Annotated in this window: 19 protein-coding genes; 7 read left to right on the top strand and 12 right to left on the bottom strand. The window is 44.5% G+C overall.

From position 1 onward, the window contains the following. Window positions 1–13 precede the first annotated feature (13 nt). From mgtE to ITG09_14305, 12 genes are all read right to left on the bottom strand, one after another. A complete protein-coding gene (gene mgtE / locus ITG09_14360) occupies window positions 14–1,369 on the bottom strand; it encodes a magnesium transporter (protein UPR51833.1) in 1,356 nt (451 codons plus the stop codon). A gap of 147 nt (window positions 1,370–1,516) precedes the next feature. After that, window positions 1,517–1,792 (bottom strand): HPr family phosphocarrier protein, encoded by a 276-nt coding sequence (locus tag ITG09_14355; protein ID UPR51832.1) that lies wholly within the window; start codon window positions 1,790–1,792, stop codon window positions 1,517–1,519. A 2-nt stretch (window positions 1,793–1,794) separates the two neighbouring features. Further along, window positions 1,795–2,664, bottom strand: coding sequence for an RNase adapter RapZ (rapZ, locus tag ITG09_14350; protein UPR51831.1), 870 nt, complete (start codon window positions 2,662–2,664; stop codon window positions 1,795–1,797). Between the two features lie 4 nt (window positions 2,665–2,668). Beyond that, window positions 2,669–3,127 (bottom strand): PTS IIA-like nitrogen regulatory protein PtsN, encoded by a 459-nt coding sequence (gene ptsN, locus ITG09_14345; protein UPR51830.1) that lies wholly within the window; start codon window positions 3,125–3,127, stop codon window positions 2,669–2,671. 1 nt (window position 3,128) lies between these two features. Further along, window positions 3,129–3,416 carry a ribosome hibernation promoting factor gene (gene hpf, locus ITG09_14340; protein ID UPR51829.1) on the bottom strand — a complete coding sequence of 96 codons (288 nt, stop codon included), beginning with the start codon at window positions 3,414–3,416 and terminating at the stop codon, window positions 3,129–3,131. 62 nt (window positions 3,417–3,478) lie between these two features. Further along, the gene (locus tag ITG09_14335) at window positions 3,479–4,939 is read right to left on the bottom strand and encodes an RNA polymerase factor sigma-54 (protein UPR51828.1); all 1,461 of its coding nucleotides are present in this window, start codon (window positions 4,937–4,939) and stop codon (window positions 3,479–3,481) included. 54 nt (window positions 4,940–4,993) lie between these two features. Next, a complete protein-coding gene (gene lptB / locus ITG09_14330) occupies window positions 4,994–5,719 on the bottom strand; it encodes an LPS export ABC transporter ATP-binding protein (GenBank protein UPR51827.1) in 726 nt (241 codons plus the stop codon). Window positions 5,720–5,721: 2 nt separating this feature from the next. Then, window positions 5,722–6,216, bottom strand: coding sequence for a lipopolysaccharide transport periplasmic protein LptA (gene lptA / locus ITG09_14325; GenBank protein UPR51826.1), 495 nt, complete (start codon window positions 6,214–6,216; stop codon window positions 5,722–5,724). Next, window positions 6,197–6,760: an LPS export ABC transporter periplasmic protein LptC gene (gene lptC / locus ITG09_14320; protein ID UPR51825.1), complete on the bottom strand. Its 564-nt coding sequence runs from the start codon at window positions 6,758–6,760 to the stop codon at window positions 6,197–6,199. The genes lptA and lptC overlap by 20 nt, the downstream gene beginning before the upstream one ends. Continuing rightward, window positions 6,757–7,314 (bottom strand): 3-deoxy-manno-octulosonate-8-phosphatase KdsC, encoded by a 558-nt coding sequence (gene kdsC / locus ITG09_14315; GenBank protein ID UPR51824.1) that lies wholly within the window; start codon window positions 7,312–7,314, stop codon window positions 6,757–6,759. The genes lptC and kdsC overlap by 4 nt, the downstream gene beginning before the upstream one ends. Then, window positions 7,314–8,285, bottom strand: a complete 972-nt coding sequence (gene kdsD / locus ITG09_14310) for an arabinose-5-phosphate isomerase KdsD (GenBank protein ID UPR51823.1) — start codon at window positions 8,283–8,285, stop codon at window positions 7,314–7,316. Before kdsD ends, kdsC begins: the two co-directional genes overlap by 1 nt. A 34-nt stretch (window positions 8,286–8,319) precedes the next feature. Continuing rightward, window positions 8,320–9,285: a calcium/sodium antiporter gene (locus ITG09_14305; GenBank protein ID UPR51822.1), complete on the bottom strand. Its 966-nt coding sequence runs from the start codon at window positions 9,283–9,285 to the stop codon at window positions 8,320–8,322. 265 nt (window positions 9,286–9,550) lie between these two features. Here ITG09_14305 and mlaF point away from each other — a divergent pair, with 265 nt between their 5' ends. Genes mlaF through murA form a run of 7 tightly spaced genes read left to right on the top strand, consistent with a single transcriptional unit; the run spans window position 9,551 to window position 14,152 of the window. Then, entirely contained in the window at window positions 9,551–10,345 is a 795-nt protein-coding gene (mlaF, locus tag ITG09_14300; protein ID UPR51821.1) for a phospholipid ABC transporter ATP-binding protein MlaF, read from the top strand. 1 nt (window position 10,346) lies between these two features. After that, window positions 10,347–11,126, top strand: a complete 780-nt coding sequence (gene mlaE, locus ITG09_14295) for a lipid asymmetry maintenance ABC transporter permease subunit MlaE (GenBank protein UPR51820.1) — start codon at window positions 10,347–10,349, stop codon at window positions 11,124–11,126. Between the two features lie 2 nt (window positions 11,127–11,128). Then, window positions 11,129–11,620, top strand: coding sequence for an outer membrane lipid asymmetry maintenance protein MlaD (gene mlaD, locus ITG09_14290; protein ID UPR51819.1), 492 nt, complete (start codon window positions 11,129–11,131; stop codon window positions 11,618–11,620). 52 nt (window positions 11,621–11,672) lie between these two features. Beyond that, window positions 11,673–12,302 carry a phospholipid-binding protein MlaC gene (locus ITG09_14285; GenBank protein UPR53651.1) on the top strand — a complete coding sequence of 210 codons (630 nt, stop codon included), beginning with the start codon at window positions 11,673–11,675 and terminating at the stop codon, window positions 12,300–12,302. Beyond that, window positions 12,302–12,610 carry a lipid asymmetry maintenance protein MlaB gene (locus tag ITG09_14280; protein ID UPR51818.1) on the top strand — a complete coding sequence of 103 codons (309 nt, stop codon included), beginning with the start codon at window positions 12,302–12,304 and terminating at the stop codon, window positions 12,608–12,610. Before ITG09_14285 ends, ITG09_14280 begins: the two co-directional genes overlap by 1 nt. 13 nt (window positions 12,611–12,623) lie before the next feature. After that, window positions 12,624–12,878, top strand: coding sequence for a BolA family iron metabolism protein IbaG (gene ibaG / locus ITG09_14275; GenBank protein UPR51817.1), 255 nt, complete (start codon window positions 12,624–12,626; stop codon window positions 12,876–12,878). Between the two features lie 8 nt (window positions 12,879–12,886). Next, entirely contained in the window at window positions 12,887–14,152 is a 1,266-nt protein-coding gene (gene murA / locus ITG09_14270; GenBank protein UPR51816.1) for a UDP-N-acetylglucosamine 1-carboxyvinyltransferase, read from the top strand. Window positions 14,153–14,228 lie beyond the last annotated feature (76 nt).

Here is a 14,228-nt window from a genome sequence, read left to right as displayed (position 1 = left end):
GTCGGTAATCAAGCTAGATAAGTATGGTGGCTAAGCCTAAGAATACCGATAGGCCAATCACATCGGTTACCGTGGTGAGAGCCATACCGCCAGCAAGTGCTGGGTCGATATTCATTTTCTTCAGCATCACTGGAATGGTTACACCTGCAATACCCGCGACAATCAAGTTCGTCATCATCGCTGCTGAGATGATGCCTCCCAAGATCCAATTACCTTTCCAAGCCACCACGATACCACCAATGATAACGGCCCATAGAATGCCGTTAAGGAAGCCGATAGAGGCTTCTTTGAGGAGTAGTTCGCGTTTGTTACTGTCACCGATGTGACCAAGTGCTAAACCACGAATAACCAGAGCGACGGTTTGGTTACCGGCAACACCGCCCATAGATGGTACGATGGTCATCAAAACAGCGATGGCTGCCATTTCATTCAGTGTCGCCTCAAACATGTTAGATACAGACGCTGCAGCGAGTGCTGCCAAAACATTTGCACCTAACCACACACTACGGCGGCGAGCGGATTTGACGACCGGAGCGAAGGTATCTTCGTCATCGTCCATACCCGCCATGCTCATCATCGAGTGTTCAGCATCTTCACGGATAACATCAACCACGTCATCGATAGTGATACGACCGACAAGATGTTGATTACTATCGACCACTGGAGCCGAAACCCAATTACGTCGTTCGAATAGGCTAGCGATATCAGAGGCGCTGGTTTCAACAGCGATCGCTTCGTCTGCATCTTCCATCACTTCGGAAACCGAAACATCGGGTTGAGTCGTAATCAGTGTGCTGAGCGATAAGTTGCCAATGAGGCGTTCATCATCGTCGATAACATACAATGCATCGGTAGCGTCAGGTAATTCACCACGCATACGTAAATAACGCAGGACGACCTCAACATCGACATCACCACGGATCGTGATTACGTCGGTGTTCATTAACGCACCCGCTGAATCTTCAGGGTACGATAGTGCCGTTTCAACTAAAGCACGATCAACGGAGTCCATTTGAGAAAGGACTTCGCGAGAAACATCGTCGGGTAGGCTTCGAAGTACGTACGCGACGTCATCGGTTTCCATACCTTCGGTTGCTTCTGCCAAGGTTTCTGGTGCCATTTTTGACACAAGAGCATCTTTGACGTCTTCGTTTAGCTCATCAAGAATTTCACCGTAGTCTTCAGGATCGGTGAGTTGCCAGAGTACATCACGACTTTTGCGAGGAGAGGCTTCTAAAAGATGTGCAATATCTTCAGGTTCCATGTCCTGAAGTTGTCGGCGTACGTGAACAAATCGGCCGTTTTCTAGGGCTTCGCTGACTTCTTGGAGGGTTTGGTGAGCTTGGTCGAATTCTAATTGCTCTGCCATATTTTCCTCCTATCTCATATTCTAACAATGCTTGGAATAGTAACTTAATTCTGGGGCTTATTTAAATCATAAACTTAGGTAGAACTAATATTTAATATTGGTTGGTTCGCTGTTTGAGTCTTAGGTGCTACGAGTGAAGTGCCTTCGCTACTCACCTTCATCAAACTTGTCTTCAATTAGATGGCAGACGGCATCAAGTGCTTGTTGTGAATCGGAGCCTGCAGCTTGAATAGTAATGTGTTGCCCTTGTGCTGATTCAAGCATAAGCAGTCCCATCACGCTGTCTGCTGTCGCGCTTTTATCTTCTTCACTATGGATAGTGATGGTCGCATCAAAGCTTTGTGCAAGCTCGACCAACTTTACGGCTGCTCTAGCGTGAAGACCCAAGCGATTTTGGATCAGTACAGTTCGAGTTAATTCCATGATTAGCCCTGTTGATGCTTCTCTAGGGAGGCGTGTCTGATTTGAATTTGGTGGCCAAGTTGTTCGAAGTACTCACCAATTTTTTGAGTTAGATAAACCGAGCGGTGCTTACCGCCAGTACAACCAATTGCGACTGTTAAATAACTGCGATTATTCTTCTCTAACATTGGTAGCCACTGCTCAACAAAGCCTTGGATCTGTTGCTTGAGTTCAATCACTTCTGGGTGCTTTTCTAGGAAAGAGTGAATCGGTGCATCTAGCCCCGTCATTGGTCGCAGTGCGGGTTCCCAGTGAGGGTTCGGCAAAAAGCGAACATCAAACACATAGTCGGCATCACTTGGCAGACCATACTTAAAACCAAAAGATTGAAAGACGATGATCAGCTCTTGCTTCTCTTTGCCTTCAACTTTAAAGCGTACCTTTTCACTCAATTCGTAGAGGTTGCAGTCACTACTGTCGATCACAATACTAGCGTGCTCTGCGAGAGGTGTCAGGAGTGTCTTTTCTAAATCAATTGCTTGTTCCAGAGAGAGTTTCTCTTGGCCAATCGATAAGGGGTGAATTCTGCGTGTTTCGCTGTAGCGCTTGAGAAGCGTCTGCTTGCTGGCGTCTAGGAATAAGACATCAACATCAATGTTAGTGGCTGACTCTAGCTGCTCGAGCGTGTCGGTGACTAACTGAGGCTCTTTCGGTAGGTTACGTATATCAATACTTACGGCAACGTTTTGGTTGCTTTCACGTACCGACTCGACGAAGTCGTTGAGCAGGTTTACTGGTAGATTATCAACACAGTAATAGCCCAAGTCTTCTAGTACTCGTAGCGCAACACTTTTACCGGCCCCAGATTGGCCACTAACAACGATTAATCGCATGTTATTACTCGCAAGTTGGCACTTGAATCATGATGTCATAAAGCTCTTGATCGCTTTGAGCGTTACGTAATTGTTTAAGAGTCTGCTTGTCGTTGAGTCGCTCTGCCATACAAGAAAGGGTTTTTAGATGCTCCTTGCACTGCTCACTTGGAACAAGTAGGGCAAATAGTAGGTCGACGGGACGATTATCAATCGCATCAAACTCGATGGGTTCTTGGCATTGCAGTAATACAGCAATTGCTTTATCACTGACATTCATACGAGCGTGAGGAATAGCGATGCCATTACCAATACCGGTACTGCCCATTTTTTCACGGCTCAACATGCACTCAAACAGTTCTGTTGAATCTTGACCACAGCTTTCTGCTGCGATCTGACTGATGAGCTCAAGGGCTCTTTTTTTGCTTGTGCATTGGACTGCACTTTTGGTGCAGTCCAATGAAAGTACTTCGCTTAATTGCATGTTAGTGACTACTTAGCTTTTCTTTGTGCTTGTTGAGTTGGCGGACAAGTTTATCAACCAATGAATCAATCGCGGCATACATGCTTTCATCTGTTGCTGTCGCATGGATTTCCCCCTGATTTATATGCAGGGTAGCTTCTGCGATTTGATTGATTTTTTCAACTTTTAAAACAACCTGAACGCTATTGATATGATCAAAGAAGCGCTCAAGTTTGTCGAATTTGGTGTGAACATAGTCTTGCATTGAATCGGTAAGATCAACGTGATGGCCTTGAATATTGATTTGCATAGACTTTCCTTTTCAGTTGGTTGCCTGATCATAGTGGCTAAGTTACTAGCAACTAAATGAGCTTATAGCAGGCGTTTACGCTGACTCGATGGGGCAATGCCCAGAGACTCACGGTATTTCGCTATAGTACGTCTAGCTACCTGAATTCCTTGGTCAGCCAGTAAAGCAGCAATCTTACTATCACTTAGAGGCTTTGCGGTATTTTCCGCTGCGACAAGCTTCTTAATGAGTGCGCGAATTGCTGTAGATGAACATTCACCGCCATTGTCAGTGCTGACATGGCTTGAGAAAAAGTATTTGAGTTCGAAGATGCCACGTGGCGTATGCATGAATTTTTGAGTCGTCACACGAGAGATCGTGGATTCGTGCATATCAACAGCTAACGCAACATCATTGAGAACCATTGGCTTCATCGCTTCTTCGCCATGTTCGAAGAAATCACGCTGATGTTCAACAATGCATCGCGCAACTTTGAGTAGCGTCTCATTTCGGCTCTCTAGGCTTTTAATTAGCCACTTTGCTTCTTGCAAATTTGAGCGGATGTATTGATTGTCGGCGCTGTTGCCTTTACTGCCCAAATCAGCGTACTGCTGATTCACTTTCAACTTAGGCACGCTATCAGGGTTAATGGTCACTAACCATTTGCCAAGGTCTTTGAAGACAGATACATCTGGAACCACATACTCAGTTTCATCCGGAGTAATCTTACTGCCAGGGCGAGGATCCAGTTGTTGAATAAGCTGCAAAACTTCACGTAGTTCTGCTTCTTTCAACTTGGTCTCTTTGATAACCAGTTTGTAATCGCGGTTGCCTAGTTGGTCGATATGGCTAGTAAGTACTAACTTAGCTTCGTTGAGCCAAGGCGTATCTTGAGGGAAGGTTGCCAGTTGCAGTAACAAGCAATCTTGCAGATTGACTGAACCAACACCTAGCGGGTCAAACTGCTGAATTCGTTTACGTACGGCTTCAATTTCATCAAGCTCGATCTCTTCGTTGTCGAAGTTTTCAAGGATGTCTTCACAAGTTACAGTGAGGTAGCCATAGTCATCGATGGCATCTATTAAGGCAAAAGCGATGCTTCGGTCGGTGTCAGTGAATGGTGTTAGGTCTAGTTGCCAAAGTAGGTAATCGTGCAGACTTTGAGTAGTTTCGCCTTGATAAACAGGCATGTCGTCATCAATCGCAATACCCGTATTACCGGTGTTTGCGCTGTAGACATCTTCCCAAGTTGTGTCGATTTCTAGTTCGTTGCCAATCTCTGATTTTTCGATTAAGTCTGAGCTATCAGGTAAGTCTTGCTCTGTGGCTTCAACTGTTTCTTTTTCGTCACTGCTAGGTTTTTCTTCCGATGTTGGCGTGTCTTCATTGCCTTCTTCGACATCGAGTAGTGGGTTAGATTCAAGTGCTTCTTGAATCTCTTGTTGCAAATCTAAAGTAGACAATTGCAACAAACGAATCGCTTGCTGCAATTGAGGAGTCATTGCTAACTGTTGGCCTAGCTTAAGTTGTAATGAGGGTTTCATTCAGTGTGACTTACCTAGTTATTATTCTTAGAACTCTCGATACTCTCTATATAATCATAGACGGAATTGTTCGCCTAGATAAACTTGTTTAACTTGTTCGTTATTGAGAACATCTTCAGGAGTACCCTCAGCGATCAGGTGCCCTTGGCTTACGATGTAAGCTTTTTCACATACGTCTAATGTTTCACGAACGTTGTGGTCGGTAATCAAAACGCCCAAGCCGCGATCGCGCAGGTGAACAATGATTTTTTTGATATCGATTACTGATATCGGGTCAACACCTGCGAACGGTTCATCCAGAAGAATGAACTGCGGATTTGCTGCTAGTGCGCGAGCAATCTCAACACGACGTCGCTCACCACCTGACAGAGCCATACCATTGCTGGTACGGATATGTTGGATGTGGAACTCTTCTAGTAGGTCTTCCAGCTTATCTTGGCGTTGTTCGTTAGTCATTTCATCACGGGTTTGTAAAACCGCCATGATGTTGTTTTCTACAGACAGCTTACGGAAGATAGATGCTTCTTGAGGCAGGTAACCGATACCAAGACGAGAACGGCTGTGCATTGGCAAGATACTGATGTCTCGGTCATCAATGCTGATGGTACCTTCATCACGCGCAACCAGACCAACAATCATATAGAAAGACGTGGTTTTACCTGCACCGTTAGGCCCAAGTAAGCCAACGATCTGGCCTGACTCTACCTGTAAGCTTACATCGGTAACAACCTTACGCTTACTGTAGGTTTTCGCTAGGTTTTTTGCTTTAAGAACAGCCATCGTTACTTATTCACTTCCGTTGGTTGTAAAACCGTTGACACTCGTTTGTTTTCACCACTGTCAGCGACTAATTTCTGAGAACCGATCTGGTAAGTAATCTTAGAGCCGCGAATGATGCTGCCATCTTGAGATAGCATCGCATTCTTGGTCATGATCAGTCTGTCGGCAACAAGCTGGTAATGTAGGTCGTCAGCTTCACCGTAGAGTGTCTTACCGTCGTCAGTTAGCTGAGAGAAGGTTGCTGGCTTACCGAAGCCTTGAATCTCTTCAATCTCACCATTTACGGCGTTACGAGTAACAATAACCTTATCGGCATTGATATTGATGCTACCTTGTTTAAGGTTTACATCACCAAGGAAAGTCACTTGGTTACTTTTCATATCCAATTGCTGGCTGTCTGAGTCAATGTAGACAGGTTGCTCGCTATCCGAAGATAGAGCATAGACATTAGGTGCCGCAAGGGTCAAAGCGAATAAACTAAGGTGTAAGAGTTTCATATCTACCTTGAACAGAATTAAAGAGGGTCGCATTGTTGGTACCGAAGTTACCTTTCATTGCTTGTCCCTCAGTTTCAAAAAATGTACCGATCATATGGACCGGAGTCTCTGAATAAAAATCTCGGCTAGGCAGCTCAACAACCATTTTATCTGTGGTCATTGTATCGAAGCTCGCTTCTGGCAGCAGGTTCTTTGCTACCACGTTGTCATAAAAAGTGACAACTTGATTCTCATCCATAATCGCGCGATCAGCGGTGACTTGCCATTCAATCGTGTGCCCTTCACGGAATACAGACAGAACTGGGTTTTGAAAATGCGTATCGCCAACCACTGAGTAGTGTTCTAAATACGTCGATTCAACCTGATAGCTGCGAATACCGCTTTCGTCGTAGCTAATGTTGTTCAGGCTTTTGCCACTAAACGCGGGCAGCTCCAAATTTGGAGCCACTTGTATCGTTGATGCTTGCTCTTTGTCGTACAGGTAATAGGTCGACCAAGAGGCAATAAATATGAGTATTAAATAGATAATACGAGTAAAACTCATATGCTTAAACCTTTATGCACGTCGAGTTCATTTCTTGCTTGTAAAATCAGGTCGCAGACTTCGCGTACTGCGCCATGACCACCGTTAATGGTCGTCACGTAGTTTGCACGCTTTGCAAGTAGCGGGTGACCATCTGCCACACAGACCTTCAAGCCAACTTTTTCCATTACAGGCCAGTCGATCAGATCGTCTCCGATGTAACCTGTATTTTCAGGATTTACAGAAAGCTTATCGCAAATATCTTGGTATGCCTTAACTTTATCGTCTTGACCTTGATAAATCAGCTTAATGCCTAGGGCGGTCATACGATTCTCAACAATTTGAGATTTGCGACCCGTGATGATCGCGATTTCAATGCCAGCGTTCATCAGTGATTTTATGCCGTAACCGTCACGAGTGTGGAAGGTTTTCAGCTCTTCACCGTTGTTGCCCATGTAGATGCGACCATCAGAGAAGACACCATCAACATCGCAAATTAGCAGTTTGATCTCTTTTGCGATTGCAAATACATCTGAATTGACCGTGCCGTATAGAGTTTCGATTGTCTGTGTCATTACATTACTCCTGCTTTCAGTAAGTCATGCATGTTTAACGCTCCGACTAATTTACCTTCTTGGCATAACATCAGGCCATTGATGCTCTTAGCTTGCATCAAGTTTAAGCCCTCTACTGCCAGCATGTTTGGCTCTGCTACGGTCGGGTTTAGCGTCATTACATCACCAATCTGCGTGTTATGGATATCAACACGTTTGTCTAAGATGCGGCGTAAATCACCATCGGTAAAAATACCGGCCATTTGGCCATCTTCACCAACGATAGCTGTCATACCTAAGCCTTTCTGAGATATCTCCAACAGAGCATCTCGAACTAGCGCATCCGGAGCAACAACAGGAAGTGCATCGCCTGTGTGCATGATGTCGTCGAGTTTCAACAACAGTTGACGACCCAAGGCGCCACCTGGATGAGACAATGCAAAGTCTTGAGCGGTAAAGCCTCGAGCTTGTAAAAGTGCAACGGCTAATGCATCACCCATTACCAAAGTCGCCGTGGTACTAGTTGTTGGTGCTAAGCCCAGTGGACAAGCTTCTTCCGGTACTGAAATTTGTAAATGGATATCAGACAAGGTTGCCATGTTTGATGCTGGCTTACCTGTCATGCTGATGATCTTGATGTTCAGACGCTTTAATACAGGGAACAGGCTGAGGATCTCTCCTGATTCACCTGAGTTAGATATCGCAATCACAATATCGCCAGGTTCGATCATGCCTAAATCACCATGTGCTGCTTCACCTGGATGTACAAAGAAAGCCGATGTACCAGTACTTGCCAGTGTGGCTGCGATTTTGTTGCCAATGTGGCCTGATTTACCCATGCCCATCACAACGACTTTACCTTTGTTGTTCAGGATAAGATCGCAAGCTTTGCAAAAATCATCATTAAAATATTGGTCTAATTGAGTGAGACCTGCAACTTCGGTTTCTAAAACTTGTTTTGCAACGCTGCGGTAATCAAATGGCTGAGACATCAAATACTCCAAGTACGGGAAGTTAAATCAACAATTAAGCCGACATGTTCATTAGTAGGTAAGCTTGGTATGCAACAAACGTTATGATTAACACGCCGCCCTCAATACGATTCACACTGCGAGATTTACCTAGTGCCATCACAACAAGCAATAGCGATACACCTAGCATTACCCAGAAATCTCTACCCATAGCAAATTCACTTAAGATTGAAGGGTTGAGGATGCCTGGTATCCCCATCACTGCAAGAATGTTGAATACGTTTGAACCGATGATATTACCCACAGCCATGTCATCCTCGCCTTTCATTACACCGGCAAGTGATGCGGCAAGTTCTGGAAGACTGGTGCCAACTGCAATAATGGTTAGGCCAATCACAAGGTCGCTCATGCCAAAGAACTTAGCGATAACAACCGCGTTATCAACCAACATATTTGCGGCTAAAGGTAGAATAATGAGACCAACCACTACCCACATTGCGGCTTTAAGGTTACTTACGCCCTCAGGGACCTCTGATTCTTGCTCATCAAGGAAAGCATCGCCGTTCTTTTTCTCGCTACGGCTGATTTGTAACATAGCAAATAAGAAAGCAGCGAAAAGAACAAACAACAACACGCCTTCGTAGAAGCCTAAATGGTTATCCCAAAGCAGTGCGCCTGCCAATAGAGTGACACCAATCATTAATGGTAGCTCACGGCGAATCACGCCAGAGCTAATCGATAACGGCTTGATAAGGGCAGTAATACCTAAAATCAGCGCAATATTGGCGATGTTTGAGCCTAATACGTTACCTACAGCTGTATCTGTTTTGCCATCAAGGGCTGCTGTCGCAGAAACCATCATTTCAGGAGCCGAAGACCCCATTGCTAAGATCGTCATACCGATAACTAGTGGTGATATACCGAAATTTCGAGCAAGAGCAGCTGCGCCATAAACCAGTTTATCTGCACTCCACACCAAAAAACCTAGACCGATAATAAGAAACGCAATCGCTTCAAGCATGATGATTCCTAAAAATTAATAAAAAACGGAGAATTAACCGCTAATTTTGACTTGTTGCTAGTTAAAAGGGAAGTCACTCGACAAATTAATTACCAGTTAGTGGTAAAGAAATAGTATCGAATGGATAATTTCTCAATGCTTTCAAATTCCTGCCATACTTTTCTGTTAAACATGAATTAATCGAACAGTGCTTTTAATTCTAAAGTAGACTCATTATTATTGCAGCCATAAATGGCGTTTTTTAAAGCAAGGAAACAACAAAAACATGTTGAACACTGAGCTTGTGAAAGTTAAGAACCTCAGCTTTTCACGCGGTGACCGCGTTATCTTTGATGATATAAGTTTAGAGGTTCCTCAAGGCAAAATAACCGCAATCATGGGCCCGTCGGGGATTGGTAAAACGACCTTGTTGCGTTTGATTGGCGGGCAATTACCGCCAGATGAAGGTGAAGTGTGGTTTGATGGCGACAATATCCCGGCATTATCACGTCGAAAATTATATCAAGCACGTAAGAAGATGAGCATGCTATTCCAATCTGGGGCGCTTTTTACGGATCTCAATGTCTTTGATAATGTGGCGTTCCCATTACGTGAACATACTGAACTGAATGAAAAGTTCATTCGTACCATCGTGTTACTTAAGCTTGAGGCGGTAGGACTACGAGGTGCGGCGCATTTAATGCCGAGTGAATTGTCTGGTGGTATGGCGAGACGAGCTGCGCTGGCACGTGCGATCGCTCTGGACCCAGAACTTATCATGTACGATGAGCCGTTTGTTGGCCAAGACCCCATCACCATGGGCGTATTGGTTGAGCTTATTCGTAACCTCAATCAAGCGTTGGGCTTAACCTCGATTGTTGTTTCTCACGATGTTCCAGAAGTAATGAGTATTGCGGATTGGGTTTATCTCATGGCCGATAGCAAAATCATTGCTGCGGGAACGCCTGAAGAGTTGTACAACAATGACGACCCGAGAGTGCAGCAATTCTTGCAAGGTGAAGCCGATGGCCCAGTGCCATTTAGATTCCCTGCGAAGAGCTTAGAAAAGGATTTGTTTTAATATGATTGTTAAAGCTATTGCGGGTGTCGGCAAGCGAACACTTGCGATCTGTGAGTCATTTGGTCGAGCAAGCCTAATGTTATTTGGGGCTTTGTTTGGTATCCCGCGACTAAAAAACTTCCCTTTATTAGTAAAACAACTTTACAGCGTTGGCGTTCAGTCATTGGCTATTATTTTAGTTTCGGGTCTGTTCATTGGTATGGTGCTCAGCCTGCAGGGCTATGTCGTGTTAATTGACTACGGCGCTGAGGGCAACCTTGGCCAAATGGTCGCGCTTTCACTGTTGCGTGAGTTGGGACCAGTGGTGACTGCGTTATTATTTGCCGGTCGAGCTGGTTCAGCACTGACGGCAGAGATTGGTTTAATGAAGGCAACAGAGCAGATCTCTAGCCTTGAAATGATGGCGGTCGATCCACTTAAACGCATTATTGCACCACGTCTTTGGGCCGGGCTTATCTCAATGCCATTGCTTGCTATGATTTTTATGGCGGTAGGTATTTGGGGCGGTCAACTAGTTGGTGTTGATTGGAAAGGCATTGATCACGGCAGCTTCTGGTCTGCGATGCAGTCTTCAGTTGAGCTTGGCCGAGATATTGGTAATAGCATGATCAAATGTATGGTCTTCGCTATCACTGTAACTTGGATCGCACTTTTCAATGGTTATGACGCAGTTCCGACCTCAGAAGGTATTAGTCAGGCAACCACACGCACTGTAGTGCACTCTTCTCTAGCGGTACTAGGGCTAGATTTTATTCTTACCGCAATGATGTTTGGGAATTAATCATGCAACAAACTCGAAAATTAGAATTATGGGTCGGCACCTTTGTTATTGCCGGAATTTGCGCAATCTTAATCATGATCTTTCAAGTCGCTGACGTAAAAGGTATAGGTTCGAACCATACTTACAACCTAAAAGCGACCTTTGACAATATTGGTAGTCTAAAAGTTCGTTCTCCGGTGAAGGTGGGGGGCGTCGTTGTTGGTCGAGTTAAAAGTATTGAGCTTGATACCGATAGCTATCTTCCTGTCGTTGAATTATCTATTGATGGGAAGTACTCACAATTTCCAGATACCTCTAGCGCTCAAATTTTAACGTCTGGATTAATTGGTGAGCAGTATATTAGTTTGGTTCCAGGCTTCATTTTTGATGATGAAGAGATGCTGGTGGATGGTGATTCAATTGAAGACACTAAATCAGCATTAGTACTAGAAGATTTGATTGGCCAAGTGCTGTATAGCGTTGGTGGTTCTAATGACAGCGGAGTTAAGGAATAAGATGATGTTGAAAACTATTAGTCATTTAAAAGCTATCGATTACTTGAAATCAATGTTTATGGCAGCAATGGCATTGCTTATTTCTACTCAAGCATTTGCTGCAGAATCGATTGATCGTACTCAGCCTTACCAGATGATGACTCAAGTTGCGGAAGTGGCATTTGAGCGTTTGAAAAATGAACAAGACAACATCCACCAAGACCCAGAGTTATTGAAGGTCATCGTGGAAGAAGAGTTGATGCCTTATGTAAATGCACAATATGCGGCACTTAAGTTATTAGGCCCAAATTTAAAAGGTGCGGATAGAAAAGATGTACGTGTATTTATCGACTCATTCCGTAAATACCTGGTTTCTTCTTATGCTCAAGTACTGACCCAATATACAGATCAGACGATTGAATTTGGCCCCGAACCAAAAATCAAAGCCGATAGCCGTATTACCAGTATCAAGGTCGATATCATCGATACTCCTAGACCAAACATCAAACTTGAATTTAAGCTTCGCAAAGACAACAAGTCGGGCGAGTGGAAAGCGTTTGATATGGTTGCTGAAGGCATTAGTCTACTATCAAGCAAGCAGTCAGAGTGGAATACTAAGATTCGTCAAGAAGGCATCTTGCAGGTTGCTGACGAACTAGAAAAACTGGCCGCACAACCGATTCGTTTCGAGAGTAACAAATAATGAGCCATTCTCAATGGCAAGCACTAAGCTCTAAAGAATATCAGCTGCTTGGTGATATAGACCGAGACAGTGTTCCTGCAATCTGGCGTATATTGGAAAAGTGGCAAACCACAGAATCGAGCGTTGAAATTGACCTTAGCCATATAAATCGAGTCGATTCAGCAGGAATGGTGATGCTAATTCACTTATTAGAGCATGCAAAAAATCAAAACTGTCATATAATGCTCAGTTTCGTGCCAGAACAATTACGAACGTTGTTCCAATTGAGCAATATCCAGCCAATGATGGCAGAACACATAAAAAATTAGGCAGGAGCTATTTGTGGACAGCACAAAAGTACAAGAATTATTAGCAGAAGCACTGAACCTTCAGGAGATTTTCGTGAAGGGTGAAGGCAGTCATTACGAAGTTGTTGCGGTTGATCCATGTTTTGACGGCATGAATCGAGTTAAGAAGCAGCAACTAATCTACGGCCCACTAATGGAATACATTCAACGCAATGACATCCATGCTCTTTCTATTAAGGCTTTCACGCCAGAAGAGTGGGAACGTGATAAGAAACTGATGTCACTTTAAGGTTTATGATGGAAAAGTTTCGAGTTATTGGATCGGATAAGCCGCTATGCGGTGAAGTGACGATCTCAGGCGCAAAAAATGCAGCGCTACCTATTTTATTTGCATCAATCCTTGCTGAAGAGCCGGTTGAAGTGAGTAATGTTCCTCACCTACGTGACATCGATACTACGATGGAATTGCTCAAGCGTTTAGGCGCAAAAGTATCACGCAACGGTAGTGTTCATGTTGATGGCAGCGAAATTAATGAATTTTGTGCGCCTTACGATTTAGTAAAAACAATGCGTGCTTCTATCTGGGCTTTGGGTCCTCTAGTAGCTCGTTTTGGTGAAGGCCAAGTGTCACTTCCAGGTGGTTGTGCTATTGGTGCTCGTCCTGTTGATCTGCATATCCATGGCCTAGAGCAGCTAGGTGCAACGATTACGTTGGAAGATGGTTATGTAAAAGCAAGTGTTGATGGCCGTCTGAAAGGCGCGCACATCGTGATGGATAAAGTTAGCGTTGGCGCTACGATTACTATCATGTGTGCAGCAACACTAGCGGAAGGTACAACAGTATTAGACAACTCTGCGCGTGAGCCTGAGATTGTTGATACCGCTGACTTCCTAAACAAGCTGGGTGCTAAGATTTCTGGCGCAGGTACAGATACGATTACTATCGAAGGGGTTGAACGCCTTGGCGGTGGTCAACACTCTGTGGTTGCAGACCGCATTGAAACCGGTACGTTCCTTGTTGCTGCGGCAGTGTCTGGCGGTAAAGTTGTTTGTCGTAACACTAACGCTCATCTTCTTGAAGCTGCATTAGCGAAGCTTGAAGAAGCGGGTGCGAAGGTTGAAACGGGCGAAGACTGGATCAGCCTTGATATGACAGGTCGTGAGCTAAAAGCGGTGAAAATCGTAACAGCACCTCACCCTGGTTTCCCAACAGACATGCAAGCTCAGTTTACTCTGCTTAATATGATGGCGAAGGGCAGTGGTGTTATCACTGAGACTATCTTTGAAAATCGCTTCATGCACATTCCTGAATTACAGCGAATGGGTGCAAAAGCGGAAATCGAAGGCAACACGGCTATCTGTGGTGAAACGGAGAAATTGAGCGGCGCTCAAGTAATGGCAACGGACCTTCGTGCGTCTGCGAGCCTTGTTATTGCTGGCTGTATTGCTCAAGGTGAAACCATTGTTGACCGTATTTATCACATCGATCGTGGCTACGATAAGATTGAAGATAAACTGTCAGCCTTAGGTGCAAACATTACACGATTTCGTGAGTCTAGCTAACTTAGGTTAGTGAGTTCATGAGTCAGTAAAATGAAAACACAAAAGTCGGAACCTTGGTTTCGGCTTTTTTATAGTT

It is taken from the genome of Vibrio cyclitrophicus (assembly GCA_023206055.1).
Classification (GTDB): domain Bacteria; phylum Pseudomonadota; class Gammaproteobacteria; order Enterobacterales; family Vibrionaceae; genus Vibrio; species Vibrio cyclitrophicus_A.
Note: the sequence above shows the minus strand (reverse complement) of the source record. Positions and strands in the feature narration are given on the sequence as shown.

What these genes read in the sequence shown, in the direction of transcription:
- mgtE (UPR51833.1), bottom strand. Translation starts at nt 1,369, where the DNA reads ATGGCAGAGCAATTAGAATTCGACCAAGCTCACCAAACCCTCCAAGAA.
- ITG09_14355 (UPR51832.1), bottom strand. Translation starts at nt 1,792, where the DNA reads ATGGAATTAACTCGAACTGTACTGATCCAAAATCGCTTGGGTCTTCAC.
- rapZ (UPR51831.1), bottom strand. Translation starts at nt 2,664, where the DNA reads ATGCGATTAATCGTTGTTAGTGGCCAATCTGGGGCCGGTAAAAGTGTT.
- ptsN (UPR51830.1), bottom strand. Translation starts at nt 3,127, where the DNA reads ATGCAATTAAGCGAAGTACTTTCATTGGACTGCACCAAAAGTGCAGTC.
- hpf (UPR51829.1), bottom strand. Translation starts at nt 3,416, where the DNA reads ATGCAAATCAATATTCAAGGCCATCACGTTGATCTTACCGATTCAATG.
- ITG09_14335 (UPR51828.1), bottom strand. Translation starts at nt 4,939, where the DNA reads ATGAAACCCTCATTACAACTTAAGCTAGGCCAACAGTTAGCAATGACT.
- lptB (UPR51827.1), bottom strand. Translation starts at nt 5,719, where the DNA reads ATGGCTGTTCTTAAAGCAAAAAACCTAGCGAAAACCTACAGTAAGCGT.
- lptA (UPR51826.1), bottom strand. Translation starts at nt 6,216, where the DNA reads ATGAAACTCTTACACCTTAGTTTATTCGCTTTGACCCTTGCGGCACCT.
- lptC (UPR51825.1), bottom strand. Translation starts at nt 6,760, where the DNA reads ATGAGTTTTACTCGTATTATCTATTTAATACTCATATTTATTGCCTCT.
- kdsC (UPR51824.1), bottom strand. Translation starts at nt 7,314, where the DNA reads ATGACACAGACAATCGAAACTCTATACGGCACGGTCAATTCAGATGTA.
- kdsD (UPR51823.1), bottom strand. Translation starts at nt 8,285, where the DNA reads ATGTCTCAGCCATTTGATTACCGCAGCGTTGCAAAACAAGTTTTAGAA.
- ITG09_14305 (UPR51822.1), bottom strand. Translation starts at nt 9,285, where the DNA reads ATGCTTGAAGCGATTGCGTTTCTTATTATCGGTCTAGGTTTTTTGGTG.
- mlaF (UPR51821.1), top strand. Translation starts at nt 9,551, where the DNA reads ATGTTGAACACTGAGCTTGTGAAAGTTAAGAACCTCAGCTTTTCACGC.
- mlaE (UPR51820.1), top strand. Translation starts at nt 10,347, where the DNA reads ATGATTGTTAAAGCTATTGCGGGTGTCGGCAAGCGAACACTTGCGATC.
- mlaD (UPR51819.1), top strand. Translation starts at nt 11,129, where the DNA reads ATGCAACAAACTCGAAAATTAGAATTATGGGTCGGCACCTTTGTTATT.
- ITG09_14285 (UPR53651.1), top strand. Translation starts at nt 11,673, where the DNA reads ATGTTTATGGCAGCAATGGCATTGCTTATTTCTACTCAAGCATTTGCT.
- ITG09_14280 (UPR51818.1), top strand. Translation starts at nt 12,302, where the DNA reads ATGAGCCATTCTCAATGGCAAGCACTAAGCTCTAAAGAATATCAGCTG.
- murA (UPR51816.1), top strand. Translation starts at nt 12,887, where the DNA reads ATGGAAAAGTTTCGAGTTATTGGATCGGATAAGCCGCTATGCGGTGAA.